The following is a 21,604-nucleotide window of genomic DNA, read 5'->3' as shown; positions in this document are numbered from 1 at the left end:
AGCACAGGATGGTCCTCGAACTGACTCAGGAACAAGAACAATTGCGCGACAGTGTGCGCGCATTTCTTGCAAAGAATGTGGAAGCCGAAAAGGCGCGGTGGCTTGGCCTCACTGAACTTGGTCTCACGGAGATTCCATTTCCCGAGCGCTTTGGTGGCGCTGGGTTCACGCTTAAAGACACTGCAGTGGTGATGCATGAGCTAGGACGCACGATCGCGGATGTTCCGTACTTCTCATCCGTGTGCCTTGCCGGGTTCGTACTATCGGAATGCGGTACGGACGCGGGGCGTGCCGCCTATCTGCCCACCATTGCGTCAGGTGAATGTACGGCCGCGCTGATAACCGGATTCCCGTTCACCGATACTGCGGTCACAGCCACTGAAGCCGACGACGGTCAGTTGAATCTTATTGGCACACAAGACTTTGTGGTTGGGGGAACAGCAGCCGACCTATTTGTTGTAGTCGCGCGTGGGGTGAACGGCTTGGAACTAGCCGTGATCAAGGCAGATGTGCCAGGAGTCATCTGCACGCCGTTGGAGTCTCTCGATCCCAGTCGTCCGCTGGCCCGAGTTACGTTCGATAATGCGCGCGGACAGGCGGTAGGTGGCGCGGACTTGCACCTGACATTGCCACGCGCACAGGCCTTAGCGCTCGTAGCGTTGGCATCTGAGCAGGTTGGCGCCGCCGAGGCGTGTCTCGACATGTCAGTGGAGTATGCGAAGGTTCGTGAGCAGTTCGGCCGCCCGATCGGGTCGTTCCAGTCGATCAAACACCGCCTCGCAGACATGTTGGTGTCGCTTGAACTGGCGAAGGCGGCAGTCTTGGAAGCCGCGAACGCTGACGAAAGTTCTACTGATGAACTGACCATCGCGGCAAGCATCGCACGGGTGATGGCGTCGGAAGCCTTCACATATGCCGCGGAGGAATCCATACAGATCCATGGTGGTCTCGGATTTACCTGGGAGCACCCCCTGCACCGGTACTTTCGGCGCGCCATGAGTGATGCACTGCTGTTCGGCAATTGCGAGGCGCATCGTGAGGTGATTGCTCGTTCTGTCGTGTAATTGGTTGGAATGTCGGAGTTTGTCAAGGTGATTGAGTGCAACTGAACGAGGCCAGTCGGCCGGCGGTAGTAAACCTGGCCATGCGTCCGCCTGGCGTCGATATCATCGCGACCTACCGCGGCAGCCTTCCCTGGCTCGTCGGAGGCTTGTTGCATCCGCGCTGGCGAAGGTCCTAGTGGCTGCCGGCCGGGAGTCTCTGAATATGGGTTCCACACCCAGCACAAGCTTTCTGGTGGCGCTCAAAACTATCGACATCGCCCGAACGCAATTTCGTGTCGATCCTGAGGCGGACCGGGTCGGTCCTTGCTGCTGTGTTGTCAAGCAAAGACTTCTCACCGTCTAGTGAGGGCATTTTCTTTCTGGTATGACACGGTCGTTGCAACTTCCCAAACCTCGGGTGTTGCAACGACCGCTAGAACCCAAGCCTGCGCGTCGGGGAGCTGCCCGCGCCACGTCGGGCGGGAATCGTTGGGGTTGTGTTCATTGTGCTGGTTCATTGCTGCTCCTGTGAAGTGCCGAGTCCCGCGGGTGCGGGGTTCACCTGTTCTCTTGGGAACTCGGCTACTTCCCAGTACGACGGAGCGGAGTAGTTCCTTTTCGGTGTTGTGAACTGGGGTGATGGCACGTCCCAGCGGAAGGTTGCCGGCACGCTCGGTGGTTGCTTGTGTGGGTGCGCGCAGGGTTGCGTGGGTTGTCGGTGCGGTGGTGCTGGTTGCTTTGGCGGTGTTGGTTGATCGTGCTGCTGTGTGGGCGGATCTATTGGCGTCATCGGGCGATGGGTGGTGCTTCTGGTTTGTTGGGGGAGCTTGAGTCGGTGTTGTCGCCGTCGTATTGGCATGTGGTGGAGGAGGTGCATGCGAAGCAGATTCCGCGTCTGGATCAAGCGTCGGGTGATGGGTCCGGGGCGATCTGATGCTCCGATGGTGTCAAATTGATGTTTCGGAGCCATGTGTCGTAGGTGGTGAGGAAGGCAGCGCCGTGGACTCGTCCGTTTTCCGCGAGTGAGATTTTGGCGATGCTGACGCCAGGGCTGCGGCGGCCTGGAGCTGGATGAGTCCAGCTTCGTGGCGAAGCGGTCGAAGATTTCGGTGGTCGACGGCGGGGACGGGGTTGGTGATGAGTGTGAAGACCTCCCGGGCGATCGCGCGTTTGAGGCAGCGAAGGATTTCCTCGGTGCCCTTGCCTTCTTGCTGCTTGCGTTGAATGTAGTCCTCCGCCCTCCATCAAATCGCCCTCCATCAAATCGCCCTCACTCAAATGACCTATGACCAACGAACCCGCAGTTTGCGTGCCGGTCGCCGCGATTGAGGCGGTGACGGGTGGTCTTGCCGCTGGAAGCCGGAATAGGGCTTGTCCCGCAGAGTGCCGCGAAAGACGCTTTTGATTTCAGTCGATCGGGGTTTCCACCCGCGGTGATCAATAGTTGTGCGGCGGTGACGGTTCCTGATGAACACTTCGTCGAGATGCCACCTGCGTCCTCGGCAGTAGTCTCGCCCGGACCGGATGCACCAGGCGCGGATCGTCTTGCCTGTCACATCGATCCCGGGTCCACCATCATTCGATCTCGCCGAGCAAGGGGTGAGCGGTTGGAGCACCCACATGCATTGCGCGACGATCATCCCCGATGAAACCGACTTTTCGTCGACGATACAACCGCTACGTACCACTGCACTCTCAAAAACTTGACAGTGTCGTCACTATGCATACAGAGCTTCGAACACGTCACCGTACTTCTCATGGACGGCGCGCCTCATGATTTTCAGACTCGCGGTCATTTCCCCACCCTCCGGAGTCCACTCCGTCGGAAGCACTCGGTAGCGCTTGATTTGTTCCACCCGGGCGAGATCCTGGTTGGCGATCTCGACCGCGCGGTCGATCTCCGCGACTACGTCCGGATGCGAGGCCAGCTCCGACGGCGCTGCGACGACGATTCCCTGCGAGGTTGCCCACGCCGTCGTCGCGTCCAGGTCGAGAACGATCAGGGCGACGACGTACGGTCGGCGGTCACCGTATGCCAGCGACTGACCGACCAATGGATGCTTGGTCAGCAGCGCCTCGAGCGCGGCCGGTGCGATGTTCTTTCCTCCCGATGTAATGATCAGGTCTTTCTTGCGATCGATGATGTAGAGGTGTCCGTCCTCATCGACGCGTCCGATATCACCGGAGTGCATCCAGCCCTCGTCGTCGGTGACGGGGAGAACGGTTCCGTCGTTCTGGAGGTATCCCGACGCCACGATCGGACCGCGCACGAGGAGTTCGCCGTCGTCGAGTAGCTTGATCTCGGTGCCCAGGATCGGGGTACCAACCGACCCGAAACGGAAGTCCGTCTCGCTGGTCGATGTGGCGACGCCGGTGGTCTCGGTCATGCCCCATGCTTCGATGATCGCGATTCCCTGCTCCCGGAAGTATTCCTGCACGTCCACAGGCAACGGCGCGGCCGCACTGCACGCCCAGGTGACCTGATCGAGTCCGATGTCCGAGAGGGATGAACCCGGTCGAGCGCGCAGTGCCGCGGCAAGTTTCTCCCAGATCCGAGGGACGCCGAAGACGCTGGTCGGGCGTGTCTGGAGGAGTACGCCGACCAACTGGCTCGGGTCGGGAGAGAACGTCACGTAGCCGGCCTTGTGGATGGCCATGTAGACCGAGATCATGCGTTCGGCGATGTGTGCCAACGGTAGGTAGCAGACGCTGCGGAAATGCTGGGGTATTGGCGCCCCGGCATCCCATGCTTCGGCGTTGGCGATCACGTTGCGGTGAGTGAGCAGCACGCCTTTGGGGATGCCGGTGGTGCCGGAGGTGTAGATCAGTGTCACCGGATCGTCCTCGGTGATCTCCCGCCAACCGGCCTCGAACGTGTCTAGGTCCGTCTCGTCCGTTACGACGTCCGACCACTTCACGAAGCGATCGTTGTCGGCCACACAGGCCTCGGGATCGAGCACGACGACACGCTCGAGTGCGGGCAACTGGTCGAGCACCGGCAACCAACGGTCGACCTCGCCGGCGCCTTCGAGTACGGCGACCTTGGCCCCGCTGTGGTTGGCGAGGTACGCGATCTGGGAGGACGGCATCGTGCCGTACACCGTCGCCGGAAGCGCACCGAGATGCACGAGCGCCTGGTCCGTCAACCAGTGTTCGGGGCGACTGGACATCATGATCGCGACGCGATCACCCTTGCGCACGCCCAGTTTGGATAGTCCCAGAGCGATCTGGGCGATGCGAGTCCGGGCCTCGCTCCAGGTCAGAACCTGTCCGTTGTGGGACAGCGCGGGCATGCCGCCGTATTGCTCGGCGTTGCGGTGTAGTAGTTCGGGAATCGTCGACATTGCAGAACCTTTCACTAAAGGTGCGGCCGGAGCGCGCTTGGGTCGGATCGAACGAAAAAGCTCAGTGCACTAGCCGACAGTCACCGACTGCTGAGTAGGTGTGGTGCTCATGCTCCGGCGATAATCAGTCCGCCGAAGGAAGCGAGTGCGCAGCCAGTACGACAGCGTCGACTTCGGCCACAGAAGCGTATTGCGCCCCGTGACGGGATCCTGGTACCAACTCTTGCAGCCGCCGGCCTGCCACACGGTCGACGAAAGCCTGCCCTGCAGGAACTGGTTGAAGCGGTCCTGTGCATCCTGTCGCACCTCGATGACGCCTCGGCGACCTGCGTACCGAATGCACCGCTTCATGTACCTGGCCTGGGCCTCGATCATGAAAACCTGCGAGTTGTGCCCGAGGCCTGTATTCGGGCCGCACAGCAGGAACAGGTTCGGAAATCCCGCCACAGTCGTCCCCAGATACGCCTCGGGGCCCGACGCCCACTGCGAACCGAGCGCGACTCCGTCACGTCCGCGGATCGGGACCAGGCTGAGACTGTTCTGTGCGTCGAAGCCGGTTCCGAAGATGATGACGTCAGCATCGTATTCGGTTCCTTCCGTGTCGAGTACGGACTTCGCGCGAACCTCCCCGACGCCGGCGGTGACAACGTCGACATGCGGCTTGACGAGTGCCGGGTAGTAGTCGCTGGAGATCAGCAGTCGCTTGCAGCCGATCTCGTAGTCCGGAGTGAGTTTCGCCCGTAACACGGGGTCACTGATCTGCTTCTTCAAGTGCCCCGACGCCAACGCCTTGGTGGGGCCCATCTTCGAGGTGTCGGAAACGAACCCCTTGGCCCGCTTCTCGTGGATCCAGAATAGTCGTGCGCGTCGGTTCCATCGCTTGATCGGGTTGCGGCGCATCTCCTCTCGTTCTTCCTCACTGAACGCGCGGTTGAACTTCGGGGCGATCCACGGGGCTGTCCGTTGGAAGAGCGTGAGCGTGGCGGTTTGATCGACGATAGCGGGAACGAACTGAATGGCGCTCGCACCGGTGCCGACGACGGCCACCTTCTTGCCCTCGAGATCGCACGAGTGATCCCAGTGCGCGGAATGGAAGACAGGGCCCTGAAAGTTCTCGAGGCCTGGCAACTTCGGATAGGAGGCGTGGTGCAGTAGTCCCATTGCGGAGACCAGGAATCGCGCTCGGAACACCGAGCCGTCCGCAGCCTCCACTGTCCAGGTACCGTCCTGCTCATCCCAGTCTGCGCCGGTGACCGTGGTGCCGAATCGAATACGCTCGGTGATCCGAAGCTCGGCGCTCGTGTCGCGGAGGTAGTCCAGGATCTCCTGTTGCGGCGCGAAGAGGTGCCGCCAGCCCGGGTTCTGCCGAAAGGAGAACGAGTAGAGCGGTGACGGGATATCGCAGGCACACCCGGGATAGGTATTCTCGCGCCAAGTGCCACCGACGTCGTCACCCTGTTCGAGTATCAGATAGTCGAGTCCGCCCACGCGGGAGATCGTCGCAGCCGCGGCGAGGCCTGAGAATCCGGCGCCGAGGATGAGCACGTCGGTCCGGCTCGAATTGCTCTGTGTTCTTTCAGAAGTCATAGTCGTCCTGTTCAAATTGCAGCTGTGGTGGCGCCCGGCGTCGGGACAGGCTGTCCGAGCGAGCGATAGATGGCATCTACGAGGGACTGTCCGCGCTCGTTGAGCAGCGTTCCCGGGCCCTGCTTGTTCATTGTGTAGCCGACACTGAGGCCGAGTTCGGGGTCTGCGAACCCGATCGAACCGCCCGATCCGCAGTGGCCGAAGGCTTTGCTACCGATCCGCATGCTGTGACCGGGGCCAAGGTGTGCACCACTATCCATCGACAGCATGAACCCGCCGCGAAATCTGGTCCGCATCAACAGTGTTGCGTCGAATCCGTCGGACGTGGGCATCTCGTGTGCCGAAGACGGCTCGGACTCGCCAAGGCTCCGCACGGCGGGATCTTCAAGGGCGCTTGCGTACATCTGCGCGAGCCCTTTTCCATTGGTGACACCGTTTGCTGCGGGAATTTCCGCCGCCCGGCCGGCGCGGGTGTTCACCCCCGCACGAGCCCAGTTTCCCGAGTTGAACACAAAGAGATTCGGGATCGAACCACGCTGGTGGACGGCGGCATCGAGGAACGGCGTCGTGGTGACCTGACCAGCGATTCCTTCGACGATCGGCGCGACACGCGGTTCGATTTCCGGTGGCAGCCCGATCCAGAAGTCGAAACCTTGCGGACCCGCAATCTCTGATGCGAAGAACTTGCCGACCGTGGAGCCGGCGACGCGGCGCACGACTTCACCGAGAACGTACCCGAAGGTCACCGGGTGGTAGCCGTGCTGCTCGCCTGGCCGCCAGAACGGCGTCTGGTCTGCAATCCGGCCGACCATGAACTCCCAATCCTCGAGCATCCCGGATCCCAGCGGCTCGCGGAGCACGGGAATCCCGGCGGAGTGATTGAGCAACATCCCGATTGTTATGTCGCCCTTGCCATTCGCAGCAAACTCAGGCCACACCTGTGCCACCGGCATGTCCTCGTGGAGGTCGCCGGAGGCCAGGAGTCGGTGGACACACAGTGCGACTGCAGCTTTGGTGGCCGAGAATACGACGCTGACCGTGTCCTGTTCCCATGCTCGCCCCGTCTCGGGATCGGCGACACCGCCCCACAGGTCAACGACCGGCTTGCCGTCGAGGAGCACATGCAGGGACGCTCCCACTTCGCCTCGCTCGGCGAAATTCCGACCGAACTCCTCTGTCACCGCGGCGAAGGCCGGGTCTACAACGCCTCTCATCAATGTTGCAGCTCCTTCCTGTTCGCAATTCGCCACTGCGACAGCTCCTTTCGATATGAATGACGGGGAACGACGGATCAGCGGTAGAGGCCTTGGGTGTTAATCCCCGCACCCCCGTCGACTCGCAACGACTGGCCGGTGATGGCGCCGGCTCCGGACGACATCAGGAACAACACTGACGCCACTACCTCGTCCACCTCGACCAGCCGCTTCATCGCGACGTTGCGCAGCACCCGATCCCGAGTTTCTGGCGGCATCGAGAGGACCTTGGGGGTCGCGACCAATCCGGGGACGATTGCATTGACGCGAATGCCGGAGTCTGCCCATTCGGCCGCAAGGGTGCGGACCAGCCCGAGCACTCCAGCCTTGGCGGCCCCGTAGGACACCTGACCGGGGAGGCCATCCAGGGCGCCTGTCGAGGAGAAAAGAACCAGATTAGCCTGATCGCTCTCGACTAGGGCGGCATAGGCGGCCTGGACGGTCCAGAACTGTGACAGCAGGTTCGACTCGATGTCCTGGCGGAAGACACTGGGAGAGAAGGACTTCGCTCGATGGAGGGTCGCGACGCTGGCTGCGGCACCAATCAGGCAGTCCAAACCCCCGAGTTGGAACACTGCTCGTTCCACTGCGTCCGCCGCTGCAGTCTCGTCGGCGAGGTCGGCCTCGAAGAGCGGGATCGCCCCGAGTCCTTCCGGCAGCGCCGTCCCGGGACGGTCGATTCCGGCGACCTCACAGCCGAGTGCAGCAAGGGCGCCGATCAGTGCGGCGCCGATCCCTCCGGCTGCGCCGGTGACGATGACCTTCGTTCCGGGTCCGGGTGCTGTTGCGGGACTGGCTGACGTTGACTCCATGACGGACGAGTCTCCCTACCGATATCTTCTTGCTGGATGATGTTTGCGCACAAAGTGATTGGGTCGATTGTTTGATCGACCGCTCGAATGGGCATCAAGTTACCCACGTCACTATGTGCCTGTCAATGGGCTGGCATCATCTCCCTTGTCGAGTTGCCGAAGGCTGGAAGCGGCTCAGCTCAAAGGGTGGACATTTACGCGATCGTGATTGTAAAGTGAATTTACTTTACAAATGAAGGAGAAACTATGTACGAGACCCTGCTGTATTCCGTTACCGGTCCGGTTGCCACGATCACGTTCAATCGCCCCGAACGCCTGAACACCATCGTTCCTCCGATGCCCGACGAATTCCAGGAAGCAATGACCAAGGCGAATCGCGACCCCGAGGTCAAGGTCGTCGTGGTCCGTGGCGCGGGCCGATCATTCTGTGCCGGATACGATTTCAGTGGCGGTTTCAAGCACTGGGAAGATCAGATGAACACCGATGGTGAATGGGATGCCGGCAAAGACTTCGTGATGGCGACTGCTCCATCGGAGTCCCCGACGCAGAAGTTCATGAGCATCTGGCGCAGCCCGAAGCCGGTCATTGCTCAGATCCACGGGTGGTGCGTCGGCGGCGGCAGCGAAATGGCCCTCGGCGCCGACATCGTCATTGCCTCCGAGGACGCTCGTATCGGTACGCCGTATGCTCGTATGTGGGGTTGCCACCTCTCCGGCATGTGGATCTACCGGCTCGGGATGGCCAAAGCGAAGGAGTACGCACTGACTGGCAAAGCAGTGTCTGGCGTCGAGGCGGAGCGTATCGGCCTGATCAACAAGGCTGTTCCGTTCGAGGACCTCGAAGCAGAGGTAGCAAAGATGGCCGCCCAGTTGGCGAGCATTCCCGTTTCGCAGCTTTCGGCGATGAAGCTGATCGTCAATCAGGCCTACGAGAACCAGGGACTCGCGAGCACCCAGATGCTCGGCCCGATTCTCGACGGCCTGATGCGCAACACCCCCGAAGCGAAGAAGTTCATCACGATCGCCGAACAACAGGGCGTCGCAGCGGTTGTCGCTGAGCGGGATACACCGTTCGGTGACTACAGTGCTGCGCCGGCCGACGAGCAGCCGAACCCGAACAATGTCATCCACGTCTGACAAAACCACCCGCTACGGGCGGACGGCCCGCGGTGACGCCACCCGATTGAGGTTCATCGCGGCCGCCCGCGCGGAACTGCTGGAAACGGGAGGGACCTTGGAGGTTGCAAAGGTCGCGGCACGCTCCGAGACATCTCCAGCGTTGCTCTACCGGTACTTCGGCGCAAAGGACGGCCTGGTCGCCGCTGTTGTCCACGGCTTCTACGACTCCTACGACGATGCCGTCTTCGCGGTCTCGGTATCACCGGAACTCGGCTGGACCGAGCGCGAACGTTTACGCCTGTCTCGCGAGATAGATTTCCTGTTCGAGGACCGGCTCGCGCAGATCGTGATGGGTCGGCGAATGCGCGAACCGTCAGCCGCTCAAGCGGATGCAGAACGCCTCGCCTCCCAGATCGACATGGCCGCGCGCAACGTCGCGTACGCACAGCGCAACGGCGAGGTCGATCCCGAGGTCGATGCACGCCTCGTCTCTGCGGCGTTCCTGGGAGCGTTCCGTGAGCTCATGGCCGAGGCCATGAGCCGCGAGGTGACACCCTCACGGCAGTACCTGCTCGATACCATCTGGCGACTCGGCGCCAGTATCATCCCCAGCGCTTGATGCATCTGGAATTGCTTCGGGCACAGTCGATTTAACCGAAAATCGACTGTGCCCGAAGTGTCGGGACCGGGCGCTGGAGGAAATTTCCAAAGATCTCGCAGATAATCTCGGTCTAGCGGGCAGTGCCTCGAACGCCTGTGACGGCTTCGGCGCCGCGACTGAGCAAGACTACTTTCGAATGCGCACCACCGCCTCGCTGAGCCGAAGACCGGATCCGAGACGTCGTTCTCCTGCTAGATTTTTCTTTGAATGCACGCGGAACCGGATCACTGTTACTTCGGAGGTGAAAATGGCGAGAAACCTCGGACTCGAGGCCGGCGTGGACGTGGCCGAGCAGATCAGAGTCGAAGCGGCGCGGTTGTTTCACCAACGTGGTTACGGCATGACCACGATCCGCGATATTTCCGACGCCGTCGGAATTTCGTCGTCGACGATGTACCACCACTATCGAAATAAACAGGATCTACTGTTCGCTATATCCCTGCAATTCATGCGGGAATTCAACGACGCCATACTCCCAGTCCTGACCGACTCGACGCGTGCGCCGCAGGATCGCCTGGACGAAGCAATCACACTGCATCTACGCATCAGCAACGCGCGGAACACTGAACTGCTCAGCATTCGAGGCAACCGTGGCGCGCTCTCTCCTGACCAGTTGGACACCGTCGTGGGCTTGCAGGCCACCTACCAACGTGCCGTTCGTGACACGGTGGCCGCCATCCGAGACCCGGGATCCGAGACCACGGACGTCGAGATCACGACCCTCGCACTGATGGATCTGATCAATGGGGTCTGTCAATGGTTCGACCCGTCCGGACGCCTGTCGATCGATGCGATCGCAGACCGCTATCGGAGCATCGCGCGATCGATAGTGAACTGCGCATCTGATGGGATGTTAACGACGGTTGAAAAGTAGTCCAGAAACGACGAGGCGGATTCAAGGGGTCGTTGCAATACCGGTGACTAACAACACGGGGAAGCGACCGGCGCGCGTCAGGTATCTGGTGAGTTCAGGGCAGAGGTAGTAGATAGTATTGCTCGGTTTATCGCGTTGTCGATGACCTGTTTGAGAACGTCGGGCCCGGCGAAGTGTCCGGTCACGTCACCGACCGTGAAGTTGAAGGTCATGTCCCAGCCGCGCTCACGCTTCTTCGACAGAATGGCACTGTCACGTTGATTGAAAAAAATCAGCGGCGTCGTTGACTTGGAGTATACGGCGATGTAATCCCGTTGGGGTTGTTCATGTTTCAGGAGGTAACACCGCTCGCGGTGACTTCCCGCCAGACTATGAATCGATCGGCCATCTCGGCCGCGGTCAGTCGATGCCGGCAGGGCCCGGAAACGCGGTGAGATCGAGCTGTACGCAGACAGAAAACGTTGCGCGTGTGCGACTGATTTGAAGCGTTTCATAGCGCGCTCCCGCGGTCGGGTCGGTTGGTAGGAATTCTCAGCCCGGTTGTTCAAGTACTTGGACTGGCGATACTCGACCGAGGACAGCATCTCGCGGTGCGCCACCTGGTAGCTGCCCAGCTTGTCGGTGACGATCACCCGCGGAACATACCTCAAACCCTTAAGTAGCCGCCGGAAAAACTTCTTGGCCGCCAACGTATTTTGAGTAACTGGACCAGTACGTCGAGCACGTTGCCGTTCTGGTCGACCGCCCGCCACAGGTAATGCAGCTTGCCGTCGATTCGGATGAATACCTCGTCGACGTGCCACTTGTCGCCGGGTGCCCGAACTTGGCGCACCGCCGCCGGATCGTCTCGTAGCTGACTACGACACCGCGTTCGAGCATCAGTTCCTCGACTTCACGGAAGCTGAGCGGGAACCGGAAGTAGAACCACACGCAATGGTTGATGATTTCCACCGGGCAGCGGTGGCCTTTGTACGCCAGCATTGGGGGTGCTCACTCCACCGATTCTCCCAGTTCCCCGACTTCAACATCGTGACAGTGCCCCGTGCCACCGGTCACCGGATGGCAGTACTCGACCAGACTGGCCCGCGATCACTACATCCGACTCGATTCGAACGACTACTCGGTGCACCCGTCGGTGATCAAACGGCGCATCGAGGTCACCGCAGATCTGGCCCGGGTGCCAGTGTGGTGCCGGGCCAGTGCATCGCCAACCATGTTCGGGCGTGGGCGAAACATCTTGACGATATCCGATTTCGACCACATGAAAGCTGCTGTCGCACTGCGCCATAACCACATCACAGCGGTTCGCCCGGCGACTGAACCGGAGGTTCAGATCCGATCGCTGAGCGATTACGACGCCATGTTCTTACGTCCCTGACTACGACGGAACGGAGGCGCTATGACCAGCAGCAACACCGGAATCTGGCGGCCCCAGCATGATATGTCCGCCGAGTTGAATTTCCTGTCCCGCCCTCAAAGCCCCAACCTTGCGCGATGCCGCCGGACGATTGACCGAACGAGCACGAGAAGAGAGTTGGACCCACGAAGAACTTCTGGTCGCGTGCCTGCAGCGGGAAGTCTCCGCGCTTCTCAGTCGCTGACACATTCAGAATCGATCACGGAAATTGGGCCAGAACCCACGAAGATTGTCCGGGATAGATGGTGGACACGGCGATTCCGGAGTGCAGGAGTTGCTGGCGACGGTGTCTGGATCCCGAATCGCGATAGCCCTCCTCCATTCGTGGGTAGATGTTGACTCCTCGACGTAGGCAAACAGGGCATCGCTGCATTGCGCCCGACGATTTGCGCTCGTCGAGTGATTCCCTGCTCGAGTGGTTGGCCTCGACTGGCCGTAGCCAGTAGTTTCGGGTGGATGAGTGCTTCGTCGTGAACTACTTTGATCACTACGAAAGCGCTGTTGCTTGTCGACCGGTGCCCGCCGGCGCCGAAGCCTGCGACGTGGTCAGGCCGTTGGCGCGACCAGTTCGGTTGATGCCGGCGTGAGCGGCGACTGCGTATCGCGCGGCGGGGTTTCGTGTCAGCGAATCACTAGGTCATGGTCGGTGGCGCTGAGAGTGACCGCTGCAATGTGGTTGCCGCGCATCCAGTCTCGGACAAACGCGTCAAGCGTGGGGTTCGATTCCCGAGTCGCGTATGCGTCCGCCGGGATTTCGATTGCCCCGACGAGGTGGCGTGGGTTGGCGTCGAGGCCGGGCCCGCGGGGTGTCATTCGGAGTCCGTCGGCGGTGTGCAGGATGACCGGAATGCAGGTGCCGTCCGGTGCGGTGACTGTCGCGGTCCGGGTGGTGGCGACGGGGTCGAAGTGTTCCACGTCCAACCGGTAGCCGGAGGGCTGTGCGTGCTGGCCGATCGCGTCGAGCATGCGCGGGTCCACCACGGTGTACGGAAATCCGATGTCGATCAGTGTCTGACCGTCGATGGTGCCGTTGCGGGCGGGCAGCGTTGTGGACAGGTCCCAAGGGGCGGCGGGGGCCAGGGTATCTGTCGAGCGGTCTGTCGGCGCGTTCTCGATCGGCGAGCCGAGGGGGTCCGCGCCCGTTGGTGTGAACTCCCACATGCCGCCTACGAGATCCTTGTGCCAGAAACCGGATTCGGTGCCGTTGCGGCCCTCCACGCGCAACTCGCGCCGATTCGGGCCGGGGCCGACGGAGTGCACACTGATCGCGGATGTGATCTCGCCGGGAATCTTGGGTTGGTGCACCCAGTCCGGCGCCGGCAGTTGGATTGCGGCGGTGCTGCGGTCGAGCGTTTCGGCGACGAGGTTGGGCGCGGACGGCTTACCCGACTGGTCGTCCCAGCTGTAGCGGAAGAAGATCGAGTCCGATCCCGACGAGTCGAAATCGAATGTGCGGGTGTACATGTCGCCGTACTTGTTCATCACGAAGGTGGTGGATCCGGCCGCCGACAACGAGTCGGCCTGGAACCGCCCGCCGAGCGGCCCGCCGATCTCGTAGCTGTCGTCGTTGGGTAGCCACGGGTCCGCGTACGTGATGCGGCTGCCGTCCCCGGTCAGCGCGGGGAGCATTGTCATCTTGCCAAATCCGACGAAGTGGATTCGTCCGGCGATGTCGGTGAAGGTTTGGTTGTCCCACGGCGACGACACGCTCAGCGCCCATCCGTTCGGACGGTCTCCTGGTAGTTGGCGGCCGGGGGCGCTCCACAGGGGTGCGCCCCACGCGGAGGTCCAGTTCCACACCAGCGGGTGCTGGGACGCGTTGTCCATCGTGTAGATCCAGCCGTTGTCGTCGACCGCGACGAGTTCGTCGTCGTCCAGCGATATCCCGACCAACCGGCCGCGCAGGCACTCGGGCATCGGTACGAATCGCCAGGGCTCGGTGGTAGGCGCGTCGGCTTCCCGCGGCCGGGTGAGCAGGTCGTGGCCGACGAGCGCGAAGTCCCAGAAGCGGTTGAATTGGGTGGTCGGCGTGCGAACCTCGACGGACTCCGGAGCGGTCGAGCCGGTGAACGTCGGCAATTCGGCCAGCCCGATGCGCCCTCCGCCCGATGGAGCGCCCGGCGGCAGCTGGGCGGTCCCGAACGGTACGCAGCTCGCTGGTCCGGCCTCGGCGGGTGCGGCCGCGGCGAGGGGAGTGGGCCACAGCAAGCCTGCAGCGAAGAGGACGCCGACACACAGAAGTCGCGTTGGGTGCGGGTGCAACACTCTACGGCTTGTGTCGATCATTGTCCGATTCTCGCATGCATCGACATGTCCACCGCGTTGCTGGTGAGGACGGTCCATCCGTGTCGAATGCGGCGCAGCGTGCTGATTGTGGCCTTGGACGTTGGTAGCGGATGCGTCGCTGCTCCACGGTGACAGTTTGTCCGTCCAGTCAGGCGGTCGGGTGATCGGTCGGCGTCATCGCGGTTAGCAGCGCGAGAAAGTTCCGGAATGCGGCAGGCATGTCCACCTCGTCCGGCGCCAAGAGCCACTGGATCTGTATGCCGTCGATGACAGCTATGAGTAGTGGTGCAGCTTGCTCGGGTGTGAGCCCGCCGGCCAATCGGTCCCCGAGCTCCGCGCGCAGCAATTCAGCCATGCCCTCTCGCACGGACGCATAGCGCTCGGTGAAGAACTCACGCGCTGGGTGCTGCCCGGTCGCGCTTTCGGCGGCGAGTGCGGTGAAGGTTTGGACGACTCCGGGCCGGTCGGCATTGAATTCCACGATTTGTTCGAGGTGCGACAGGCGCACATCCGTCGAGTTCGCGAGAAGGGCTGCGGCGTCCCATCGGTCGCGAGCGTCGAGCACTCCGATCAGGAGGTGCTCCTTGCTGGGAAAGTGGTGCAGCAGTCCGGGTTGCGTCAGGCCGACGCGCTCGGCGACGGCAGCGAGAGTGGTGCCGCGGTATCCGCGCTCCGCGATCTCGGCCATTGTCGCGTCGAGAATGGCCTCGCGCCGGGCCTCGGCCTTGACCGCCCGGCCACCCCGTTGTCGCTCAGTCATGCAGTGAGCCTATCGACGGAAGCGTTTCTCATCGCGCCTGGGTGAGGATGACGGCCATCAGTCCCGCGTCCTGGCTCTGGGTCGGCGCCAGAGCATTGCCAAGGTGACGGCCCCCGCGATGACGCGAACGGTGTTCAAGGACTTCAATTTCGAGTCTCGATGCGCAGGGTGAGAGGGCAGTCGGCCGACGAGGCACCGACGTGGAGATCATACGAACCGGGTCGGTAGCACCAACTACGGCTCTGCTCGTCCCAGACCTCGAACGCACGACGCGGCAGAGTGATTGTTGCCGTTGCGGTTTCGCCGGCCTCTGCCACCACGCTCGCGAAGCCGGCAAGCGCACGGGCGGGTCTGGACGGGTCGATGTCGGCGGCAGCGAGATACACCTGCACAACCTCGCGTCCCTGCCTAGATCCAGTGTTGTGGATGCGAACCGTGACGGTGTCGCCTTGCCATTCGACGCTCTCGTATTCCCACGTGGTGTAGCCGAGACCGTGTCCGAACGCGAACGCGGGTGCGACATCTGTTCGGTCCCAGGCGCGGTAGCCGATGAACAGGCCCTCGGTGTACGTGAGCTTGCCATCGACGGGTGTGACATCCGTGACCGGGCAATCTGCAAGTGTTGCGGGCCAGGTGGTCGGTAGCCGGCCACCCGGCTCGGTCAGTCCGACCAGAACATCGGCCAGTGCGGCGCCGGCTTCCTGGCCGGGGAACCAGCTCAGCAATACCGCCGAGACATCGTTCCGCCAGGGCATCTCCACCGGCGAACCCGAGTTCACGACAACGGCAGTTCGCGGGTTAGCGGCAGCTACGCGGGAGACCAATTCGTCTTGACGCCCCGGCAATTTCAGTGTGCTGCGGTCGAAGCCCTCGGACTCGACCTGGTCAGTTGTCGCTACGACAACGACGGCGACGTCCGCCGCCTTCGCGGCATCGACCGCCTCGGCCATCAGCTCTTCCGGGTCTCGTTGCGGCTCCTGGTGTCCCAGACTGAAACTGAGGATGTCGATCGGCGAACCCTCCATTTTCATCGGAGTGTGCTTCAGGACCACTTCGACAGGTTCTCCGGCAGTCAGTTCTACGGAGCCGCGGTCCTTCGGAGCACCGAAGAACAGCTCGAACGGATCGGAGCTTTCCAGGGGTTGGTCACCGTCGAATAGAGTTTCACCGCCGACTGTCAGGGTGAACATGCCGAGTCCCTTGGTGCCGAAGCGATGTGAACCACTCTCACTGGGTGTGAAAGTGCCGAGAAGCTCGATTGTGTGCAGCGCTTGGAAGTCGAGGCCTTCCGGGAGGATTCCCATCCATGTGATCATTCCGTTGGGCAGGTCGAGTTCTCGAAGCAGCGTTCCCGCAGCGTCGTAGCACCGGGCGCGTAGATCGAATCCTCTTTCGGCGGTACCCATCTGGTCGGTCAACGTTGTGCCGATGCTGTAGCTGAGCGAGCCCTCGGGCAGTGCTGCCGTCAGTCCGTCGAGTGGGGACACGACGGACTCGGGAAAGACCATTGCGGAGCCGCCACCGAGGACGCGGGCGTCGCGGGCGGCCAGTCCGATCAGTGCGACGGTGGTAGTGCTCGGGTCGATCGGCAGGATCGTCTCACCGCCGATGGGAGCATTGCGGGTCAGTACGAAGGAACGGCTGGCGATCTCGTGGGCCAGAGCGCGGCCGTCGACCGGCGCGGGGAGTTCGGTCACCGCAGGATTGGCGTCCTCGAGGAGGCCCGCGCGCGCCGCGAGCAGTAGGACTCGGCGCACTGCGTCGTCGACTACCGACTCGTCGACCTCGTCATTCCTGACTGCCTCGGCCAGTAGCTCTCCGTAGACGGAGCGGGGGCCGGGCATCGCGATGTCGAGGCCACCCAGAATCGCGCCAAGGGTCGAGCGCGTTCCCATCCAATCCGAGACTACGCAGCCGTCAAATCCCCACTCGCCCCGCAATACTCCGTTCAGAAGTTCGTTGTGCTCGCTCATGGTGGTGCCGTTGACGCTGTTGTACGCGGACATGATTGCCCAGGGTCGGGAGTTCTTCACGATGTCCTCGAAGGGCGCAAGGTAGATCTCGCGCAGCGCATTCGGGGACACAATGTTGTCGACGGACATGCGGTCCGTCTCGGCGTCATTGGCTACAAAATGCTTGACGGTGGCGCCGACGCCACCGGACTGCACCCCGCGGACGTAGCCGGAACCGATTGCGCCGGTGAGCAAAGGGTCCTCGGAGTAGGCCTCGAAGTGTCGGCCGCCAACCGGGGTGCGGTGCATGTTCACGGTCGGAGCGAGCAACAGGTGCACGCCCTTGCGCCTGGCTTCCTGCGCGAGCAGAACTCCCGCACGCGCGATCAGGTCAGGATCCCAGGTCGCGGCCATTGCGGTGGGCGACGGCAGCAGAATTGACGGATCGTCCGGTCCCCAGAAGACGCCTCGCACACCTACCGGTCCGTCGGACATCACCAGCGACCCGAGCCCGATTTGCGGGAGGGCAGGAAGGGTCCACATGTCCTGGCCCTGGAGGAGTCGTGCTTTCGCATCCAGGTCGAGCTTGGCGAGTGCTGATTCGACGGCCTCGTAAGTTGCTTCGTCCCGCAATGTGCACTCCTTCGACATGGTGTGGGTTGGTTGCCCGTCCGATGGAAACTCATCGTGCCATCAAACTTAATAAATGATAGGTGTTGTTACTAAAACGTTATATATTGGCTTGGCCATGCCGAAGGTGCTTCTCCGGCAAGCGAACTCGAAGTCGTAACGATTAGATTACAAAGCCTTAGTTGGATTAGGTCTCGTCGTTAGGGTGCATCACATGAAAAGTCTGATGAGCAAAAGTGTCGTGCTCCTCGCCGCTGCAACTCTGGTTCTGCTGGGATCAGGCGCCACAGCGCAGGCGGGTGGAACCAGAGAGCCTGTCGCAAACGGCAGAACCGTCGATGGCACGTACTCCGAGCGAGGTCCGTGGGAGGTGACCAGTCAGCAAGGTTTCGGTTGCTGCGACTCCTCTGGTAACAAGTTCGACGTCTGGTATCCCACTGACCTGGGTGCGAACGGAGATCGGCACCCGATCATCACTTGGGGCAACGGGACGTGGGCACACCCCTTCCAATACGACTATCTGCTCTCGCACCTGGCATCGTGGGGGTTCGTGGTGATCGCGGCCGACAACACCAATACGGGCACGGGTCAGGAAATGCTGGAGGCAGTGGATTTCCTCCGACATGAGGACAGCGATCCGTCGAGCATTTTCTATCAGAGTTTGGATACCGGCAATGTCGGTGCGATGGGGCACTCTCAGGGGGCGGTCGGTGCCCTCAACGCGGCGATCAGCTCCGGCGGCGAACTGAAAACAGCTGTCCCCATAGAGCTTCCAGGCCAGTACATGTGTGGCCTGCCCAAAGCGGATGCGGCGATGAACGTCTGCACGGATCCGCGGGCGCTGACCACAGGTTCTGTGCTGTACGTGAACGGCTCCAACAGCCCCATTTCGCAGTCGATCCAGCCGTTGCCGTGGGACTTGATCGGAGCGCAGTCCGCGGAGGGCTATTTCGGTGCCACCCCGGACTCTGTTCCGAAGGTGCGCGCGACTCTGAACGGTCCTAACCACAACGACATTCAAGGTCAACCCGGTTGCCCGGCAAACGATCCGGGCTGCGTCGACGGAGTGCAGGGGTTCCTTGGTGTTCTCACTGCGTGGAACATGGACAATTTGCGCGGAGACGCGCATGCGCACAGTGCCTTCATCTCCGGGGCCGGTGAGCTGTTCAGCCTGCCGGCGTGGAGTAACCAAGCTAGCAACATCATCAGCTGACGCCGAGGACCTGCACGAGCGAAAGTCAGCGAGTGGCAGTTGCGGTGATCTGGCTCAACACGCACAGCCAGCGGCCATTCCGTCGAACGAAGACATCGGTAGTCCACTCGTCGGCGTCGAATTGTCGGCCGCGGTAGTGCGCCGTGTTCGTCAACCGCGCTGTCAGAACCGCGGTGTCACCGTAGGTGCGGACTCTGGCGTCGTTGACCCGGTCGAACGTCGAGTGGGTGAGCTCGCCAGACTGGATGATAGACAGGAATTGTTCTTTGGACGTGATGCCCGAATCGGACACGATCACCCAGTCGTCCGCCATGAATCTGCCGATTCGTTCGGCATCGTTCGAGACGATCGCCGTGGACCACTGCTCGTGGATCGCGAGTATGTCTGCCTGCACGTCATCACCCGTGCCTGTTGTGACGTCCTTGCCCATCATCGCTCCTCGGCGCCTCTAATTGATCGTGGCCGTCACGGCGTTGCGCGCCGCAGTGTCGCCCAGGCGCCGGCGATGCACGCGATGGTCAGGACGAGAGGGAGCACCGCCATCGGCACCACCCGTGGGACATCGACAAACCACGAACCGATCGCCGGCCACCAGCGGGCCCAGGTGATTACGATCGCTGACAGGCCGAGCGCGCCGAAGAGTCCGGTGAGGGAGGCAAGCAGACCGGTGATCCGCCACCGCTGGTAGATCGCACCCGTCAGCATCGCGATCGAACTGGTCAGCAGCAGCGTAGCGAACAGCGCCAACAGCTGCACGGCCGTGCTGTCGGTGAAATAGCGTGCGATGCCAAACATGCGCATGTGCACACCCCAGCCGTTGGTAGCGGACTCCACCACTGACAGCAGCTGCAGCGCGATTGCGAAGATCGCGGACTGTGCCAGCGCCATCACCGTTGTGGCGGTGAAGAACTCGCGGCGAGTCACGCTCAGTCCGAGTGCGAACGGGAATGTCTGGGCCATCGACTGGAGGTAGAAAGCGAGCACGAAACCGTAGACGGAGAACACGCTGCCGGTGAAGCCCTCGTCCTGCTCGTTCCTGACGATCGCGTAGATGGTGAAGCTGATCAGGAACGAGACCAGCAGAATGCCGACCGGCCAGGCGATCAGCAGCGGCCATGCGACCGTATGCAATTGGAGGACGGAACCGATCCGGGACCGGGTGGGCGCCTTCGGGATCGTCCGGGGCGCGGTCGTCGTGATGCTCATACGGTAGTCTCCCTGCGCTGTGTGGTGGTCGCGATGACAAGTTCCTGCAAAGATGCCGGCTCCAGTTCGACCCCAGCCTCCCGTAAACGGTTCCGCTCGGTATCGGTCACGCCGGCCTGCACCGTGATTCGGGCGTGGGAGCCGAGGGACTCACGGTGCAGAACCGTGCCGGACGCGGCAAAAGCATCTACAGCAGCGAGGGGACCGGTTGCCACTACTGCGCGGCTGCGCAGTGTGTCCGCGTCCTCGTCGAGCACGATTCGGCCGTGGTCGACGACGATCACGTGCTCGAGCAGATTGGCTACCTCGTCGATCAGGTGAGTCGAAAGCACTACGGTACGTGGATGTTCGGCGTAGTCGGTAAGAAGTCGGTCGTAAAACAGTTGGCGTGCAACGGCATCGAGACCGAGGTACGGCTCGTCGAAGAGCGTCAGCGGCGCGCGGGATGCGAGCCCGATTATTACCCCCAGTGCCGACCGCATACCGCGCGAAAGCTTCTTTACCTTGCGGCCCAGAGGAAGTTGGAAGTCGTCGAGCAGTGCCTCGGCGAACGTGTGGTCCCACTTCGGCAACAGATGGCTCGCGGCGGTGAGTACGTGCTTGACCCGGAGGTCTTCGGGGTATGTCTGGCTTTCCTTGACGAAGCACACGTTCGCCAGCACGTCAGAATTTTCGAACGGGGCGGCGCCGAATACCTCGACCTCGCCGCTGGTGTGCAGGTCCTGCCCGGTCAGGATCTGCATGATCGTCGTCTTGCCCGCGCCGTTACGGCCGAGCAGGCCATAGATCTTGTTGTGCTCGATCTCGAAGGAGACGTCGGAGAGCGCGTCGACATCCCCGTATCTTCTGTTCACTGCGCGCATCGAGGCGGCGAGTTCGAAGTCGGTGAAACGCCTGATGTCGGACTCGGTCGTTGTCATGCTCGCGTTCATCGGGCCACCTTCCTGTCGTCCAGCATGGATTTGAGTTCGTCGAGGGGAATCTGGAGACGTTCGGCTTCCGCTACGAGCGGCTCGATGTACTGACGTGAGAATGCTTCTCGGCGTCTGAACCTGAGTGCGTCGCGCGCACCGAGAGTGACGAACATTCCGATTCCTCGTTTCTTGTAGAGGATCCCCTCGGATACGAGCTGATTGAGGCCCTTGGCTGCCGTCGCAGGGTTGATCCGGTGGAACGCCGCAAGTTCATTGGTCGAGGGCACCTGCCCGTCCTCGGGTAGTGAGCCGTCGATGATCGAGCTTTCGATCTGCTCGGCGATCTGCTGGAACAGTGGTCGTCCGTCGTCGATCACGATGATCCACGACCGGGGCTCACTGGTTCATTACTCATGTAATGAACCATAGAACTTAGTGAGGGGTGTTGGCAACCCCGAGGCCTCATGCCCGACCAGTTCGGTGAAGCGGCACGAGCGTCATAGCGTCGAAGAATCCGGTGGTGCTGCATAGTG

General features: G+C 61.9%; 17 protein-coding genes and 4 pseudogenes. 8 read left to right on the top strand and 13 right to left on the bottom strand.

The features are described 5' to 3' along the window. Positions 1 to 8 precede the first annotated feature (8 nt). Together KYT97_RS12615 and KYT97_RS12610 are read left to right on the top strand one after the other, a co-directional pair. On the top strand, positions 9 to 1,064 hold the full coding sequence (locus tag KYT97_RS12615; protein WP_219112418.1) for an acyl-CoA dehydrogenase family protein: 1,056 nt from the start codon (positions 9 to 11) through the stop codon (positions 1,062 to 1,064). A gap of 618 nt (positions 1,065 to 1,682) precedes the next feature. Then, entirely contained in the window at positions 1,683 to 1,874 is a 192-nt protein-coding gene (locus KYT97_RS12610) for a hypothetical protein (protein WP_219112416.1), read from the top strand. A gap of 467 nt (positions 1,875 to 2,341) precedes the next feature. Here the strand turns inward: KYT97_RS12610 and KYT97_RS31270 are convergent. The 5 genes and pseudogenes from KYT97_RS31270 to KYT97_RS12585 form a co-directional block, all read right to left on the bottom strand. Next, positions 2,342 to 2,508: pseudogene (locus tag KYT97_RS31270) on the bottom strand (transposase); the annotation flags it as partial. A gap of 253 nt (positions 2,509 to 2,761) precedes the next feature. Then, positions 2,762 to 4,387, bottom strand: coding sequence for an AMP-dependent synthetase/ligase (locus KYT97_RS12600; RefSeq protein WP_219112413.1), 1,626 nt, complete (start codon positions 4,385 to 4,387; stop codon positions 2,762 to 2,764). A gap of 69 nt (positions 4,388 to 4,456) precedes the next feature. Beyond that, positions 4,457 to 5,974: a flavin-containing monooxygenase gene (locus KYT97_RS12595; RefSeq protein ID WP_219112412.1), complete on the bottom strand. Its 1,518-nt coding sequence runs from the start codon at positions 5,972 to 5,974 to the stop codon at positions 4,457 to 4,459. Positions 5,975 to 5,985: 11 nt separating this feature from the next. Further along, a complete protein-coding gene (locus KYT97_RS12590; RefSeq protein ID WP_219112411.1) occupies positions 5,986 to 7,188 on the bottom strand; it encodes a serine hydrolase domain-containing protein in 1,203 nt (400 codons plus the stop codon). Positions 7,189 to 7,265: 77 nt separating this feature from the next. Then, a complete protein-coding gene (locus KYT97_RS12585; protein WP_219112410.1) occupies positions 7,266 to 8,039 on the bottom strand; it encodes an SDR family NAD(P)-dependent oxidoreductase in 774 nt (257 codons plus the stop codon). Positions 8,040 to 8,285: 246 nt separating this feature from the next. Here KYT97_RS12585 and KYT97_RS12580 point away from each other — a divergent pair, with 246 nt between their 5' ends. From KYT97_RS12580 to KYT97_RS12570, 3 genes are all read left to right on the top strand, one after another. Further along, a complete protein-coding gene (locus KYT97_RS12580; protein WP_095888928.1) occupies positions 8,286 to 9,176 on the top strand; it encodes a crotonase/enoyl-CoA hydratase family protein in 891 nt (296 codons plus the stop codon). After that, complete coding sequence (locus KYT97_RS12575; protein ID WP_095888927.1) at positions 9,160 to 9,777, top strand: TetR/AcrR family transcriptional regulator; 618 nt, start codon at positions 9,160 to 9,162, stop codon at positions 9,775 to 9,777. The genes KYT97_RS12580 and KYT97_RS12575 overlap by 17 nt, the downstream gene beginning before the upstream one ends. 289 nt (positions 9,778 to 10,066) lie before the next feature. Then, on the top strand, positions 10,067 to 10,693 hold the full coding sequence (locus tag KYT97_RS12570; RefSeq protein ID WP_172936510.1) for a TetR/AcrR family transcriptional regulator: 627 nt from the start codon (positions 10,067 to 10,069) through the stop codon (positions 10,691 to 10,693). A 331-nt stretch (positions 10,694 to 11,024) separates the two neighbouring features. Here the strand turns inward: KYT97_RS12570 and KYT97_RS12565 are convergent. Beyond that, positions 11,025 to 11,674 (bottom strand): annotated as a pseudogene (locus KYT97_RS12565) (IS6 family transposase). A 58-nt stretch (positions 11,675 to 11,732) separates the two neighbouring features. Between KYT97_RS12565 and KYT97_RS12560 the strand changes: the two are divergent. Further along, positions 11,733 to 12,071, top strand: a pseudogene (locus KYT97_RS12560) (Mu transposase domain-containing protein); the annotation flags it as partial. A gap of 21 nt (positions 12,072 to 12,092) precedes the next feature. Beyond that, a pseudogene (locus KYT97_RS30895) lies at positions 12,093 to 12,279 on the top strand (hypothetical protein); the annotation flags it as partial. A 452-nt stretch (positions 12,280 to 12,731) separates the two neighbouring features. On the opposite strand, the gene KYT97_RS12555 reads toward KYT97_RS30895, so the two are convergent. The 3 genes from KYT97_RS12555 to KYT97_RS12545 all read right to left on the bottom strand — a co-directional run bounded on the left by KYT97_RS12555 (position 12,732) and on the right by KYT97_RS12545 (position 17,741). After that, the gene (locus tag KYT97_RS12555; protein WP_245006099.1) at positions 12,732 to 14,396 is read right to left on the bottom strand and encodes a hypothetical protein; all 1,665 of its coding nucleotides are present in this window, start codon (positions 14,394 to 14,396) and stop codon (positions 12,732 to 12,734) included. 148 nt (positions 14,397 to 14,544) lie between these two features. Continuing rightward, entirely contained in the window at positions 14,545 to 15,156 is a 612-nt protein-coding gene (locus KYT97_RS12550) for a TetR/AcrR family transcriptional regulator (protein ID WP_219112408.1), read from the bottom strand. Positions 15,157 to 15,299: 143 nt separating this feature from the next. After that, positions 15,300 to 17,741 (bottom strand): glycoside hydrolase family 3 protein, encoded by a 2,442-nt coding sequence (locus tag KYT97_RS12545; protein ID WP_245006098.1) that lies wholly within the window; start codon positions 17,739 to 17,741, stop codon positions 15,300 to 15,302. Between the two features lie 211 nt (positions 17,742 to 17,952). Here KYT97_RS12545 and KYT97_RS12540 point away from each other — a divergent pair, with 211 nt between their 5' ends. Beyond that, complete coding sequence (locus KYT97_RS12540; RefSeq protein ID WP_095886943.1) at positions 17,953 to 18,951, top strand: poly(ethylene terephthalate) hydrolase family protein; 999 nt, start codon at positions 17,953 to 17,955, stop codon at positions 18,949 to 18,951. 25 nt (positions 18,952 to 18,976) lie between these two features. Here the strand turns inward: KYT97_RS12540 and KYT97_RS12535 are convergent, their stop codons facing one another. From KYT97_RS12535 to KYT97_RS12520, 4 genes are read right to left on the bottom strand one after another with little or no spacing between them, the layout of a single operon-like run. Continuing rightward, on the bottom strand, positions 18,977 to 19,381 hold the full coding sequence (locus KYT97_RS12535; protein ID WP_141484983.1) for a nuclear transport factor 2 family protein: 405 nt from the start codon (positions 19,379 to 19,381) through the stop codon (positions 18,977 to 18,979). Between the two features lie 35 nt (positions 19,382 to 19,416). After that, positions 19,417 to 20,157 (bottom strand): ABC transporter permease, encoded by a 741-nt coding sequence (locus KYT97_RS12530; RefSeq protein ID WP_219112406.1) that lies wholly within the window; start codon positions 20,155 to 20,157, stop codon positions 19,417 to 19,419. Further along, the gene (locus KYT97_RS12525) at positions 20,154 to 21,089 is read right to left on the bottom strand and encodes an ABC transporter ATP-binding protein (protein ID WP_219112405.1); all 936 of its coding nucleotides are present in this window, start codon (positions 21,087 to 21,089) and stop codon (positions 20,154 to 20,156) included. The genes KYT97_RS12530 and KYT97_RS12525 overlap by 4 nt, the downstream gene beginning before the upstream one ends. Beyond that, positions 21,086 to 21,448 carry a GntR family transcriptional regulator gene (locus KYT97_RS12520; RefSeq protein ID WP_095886940.1) on the bottom strand — a complete coding sequence of 121 codons (363 nt, stop codon included), beginning with the start codon at positions 21,446 to 21,448 and terminating at the stop codon, positions 21,086 to 21,088. Before KYT97_RS12520 ends, KYT97_RS12525 begins: the two co-directional genes overlap by 4 nt. Positions 21,449 to 21,604: the final 156 nt, after the last annotated feature.

The organism is Rhodococcus globerulus (assembly GCF_019334125.1).
GTDB lineage: Bacteria > Actinomycetota > Actinomycetes > Mycobacteriales > Mycobacteriaceae > Rhodococcus_F > Rhodococcus_F globerula.
This window is presented reverse-complemented; position numbering and strand designations above follow the sequence as displayed.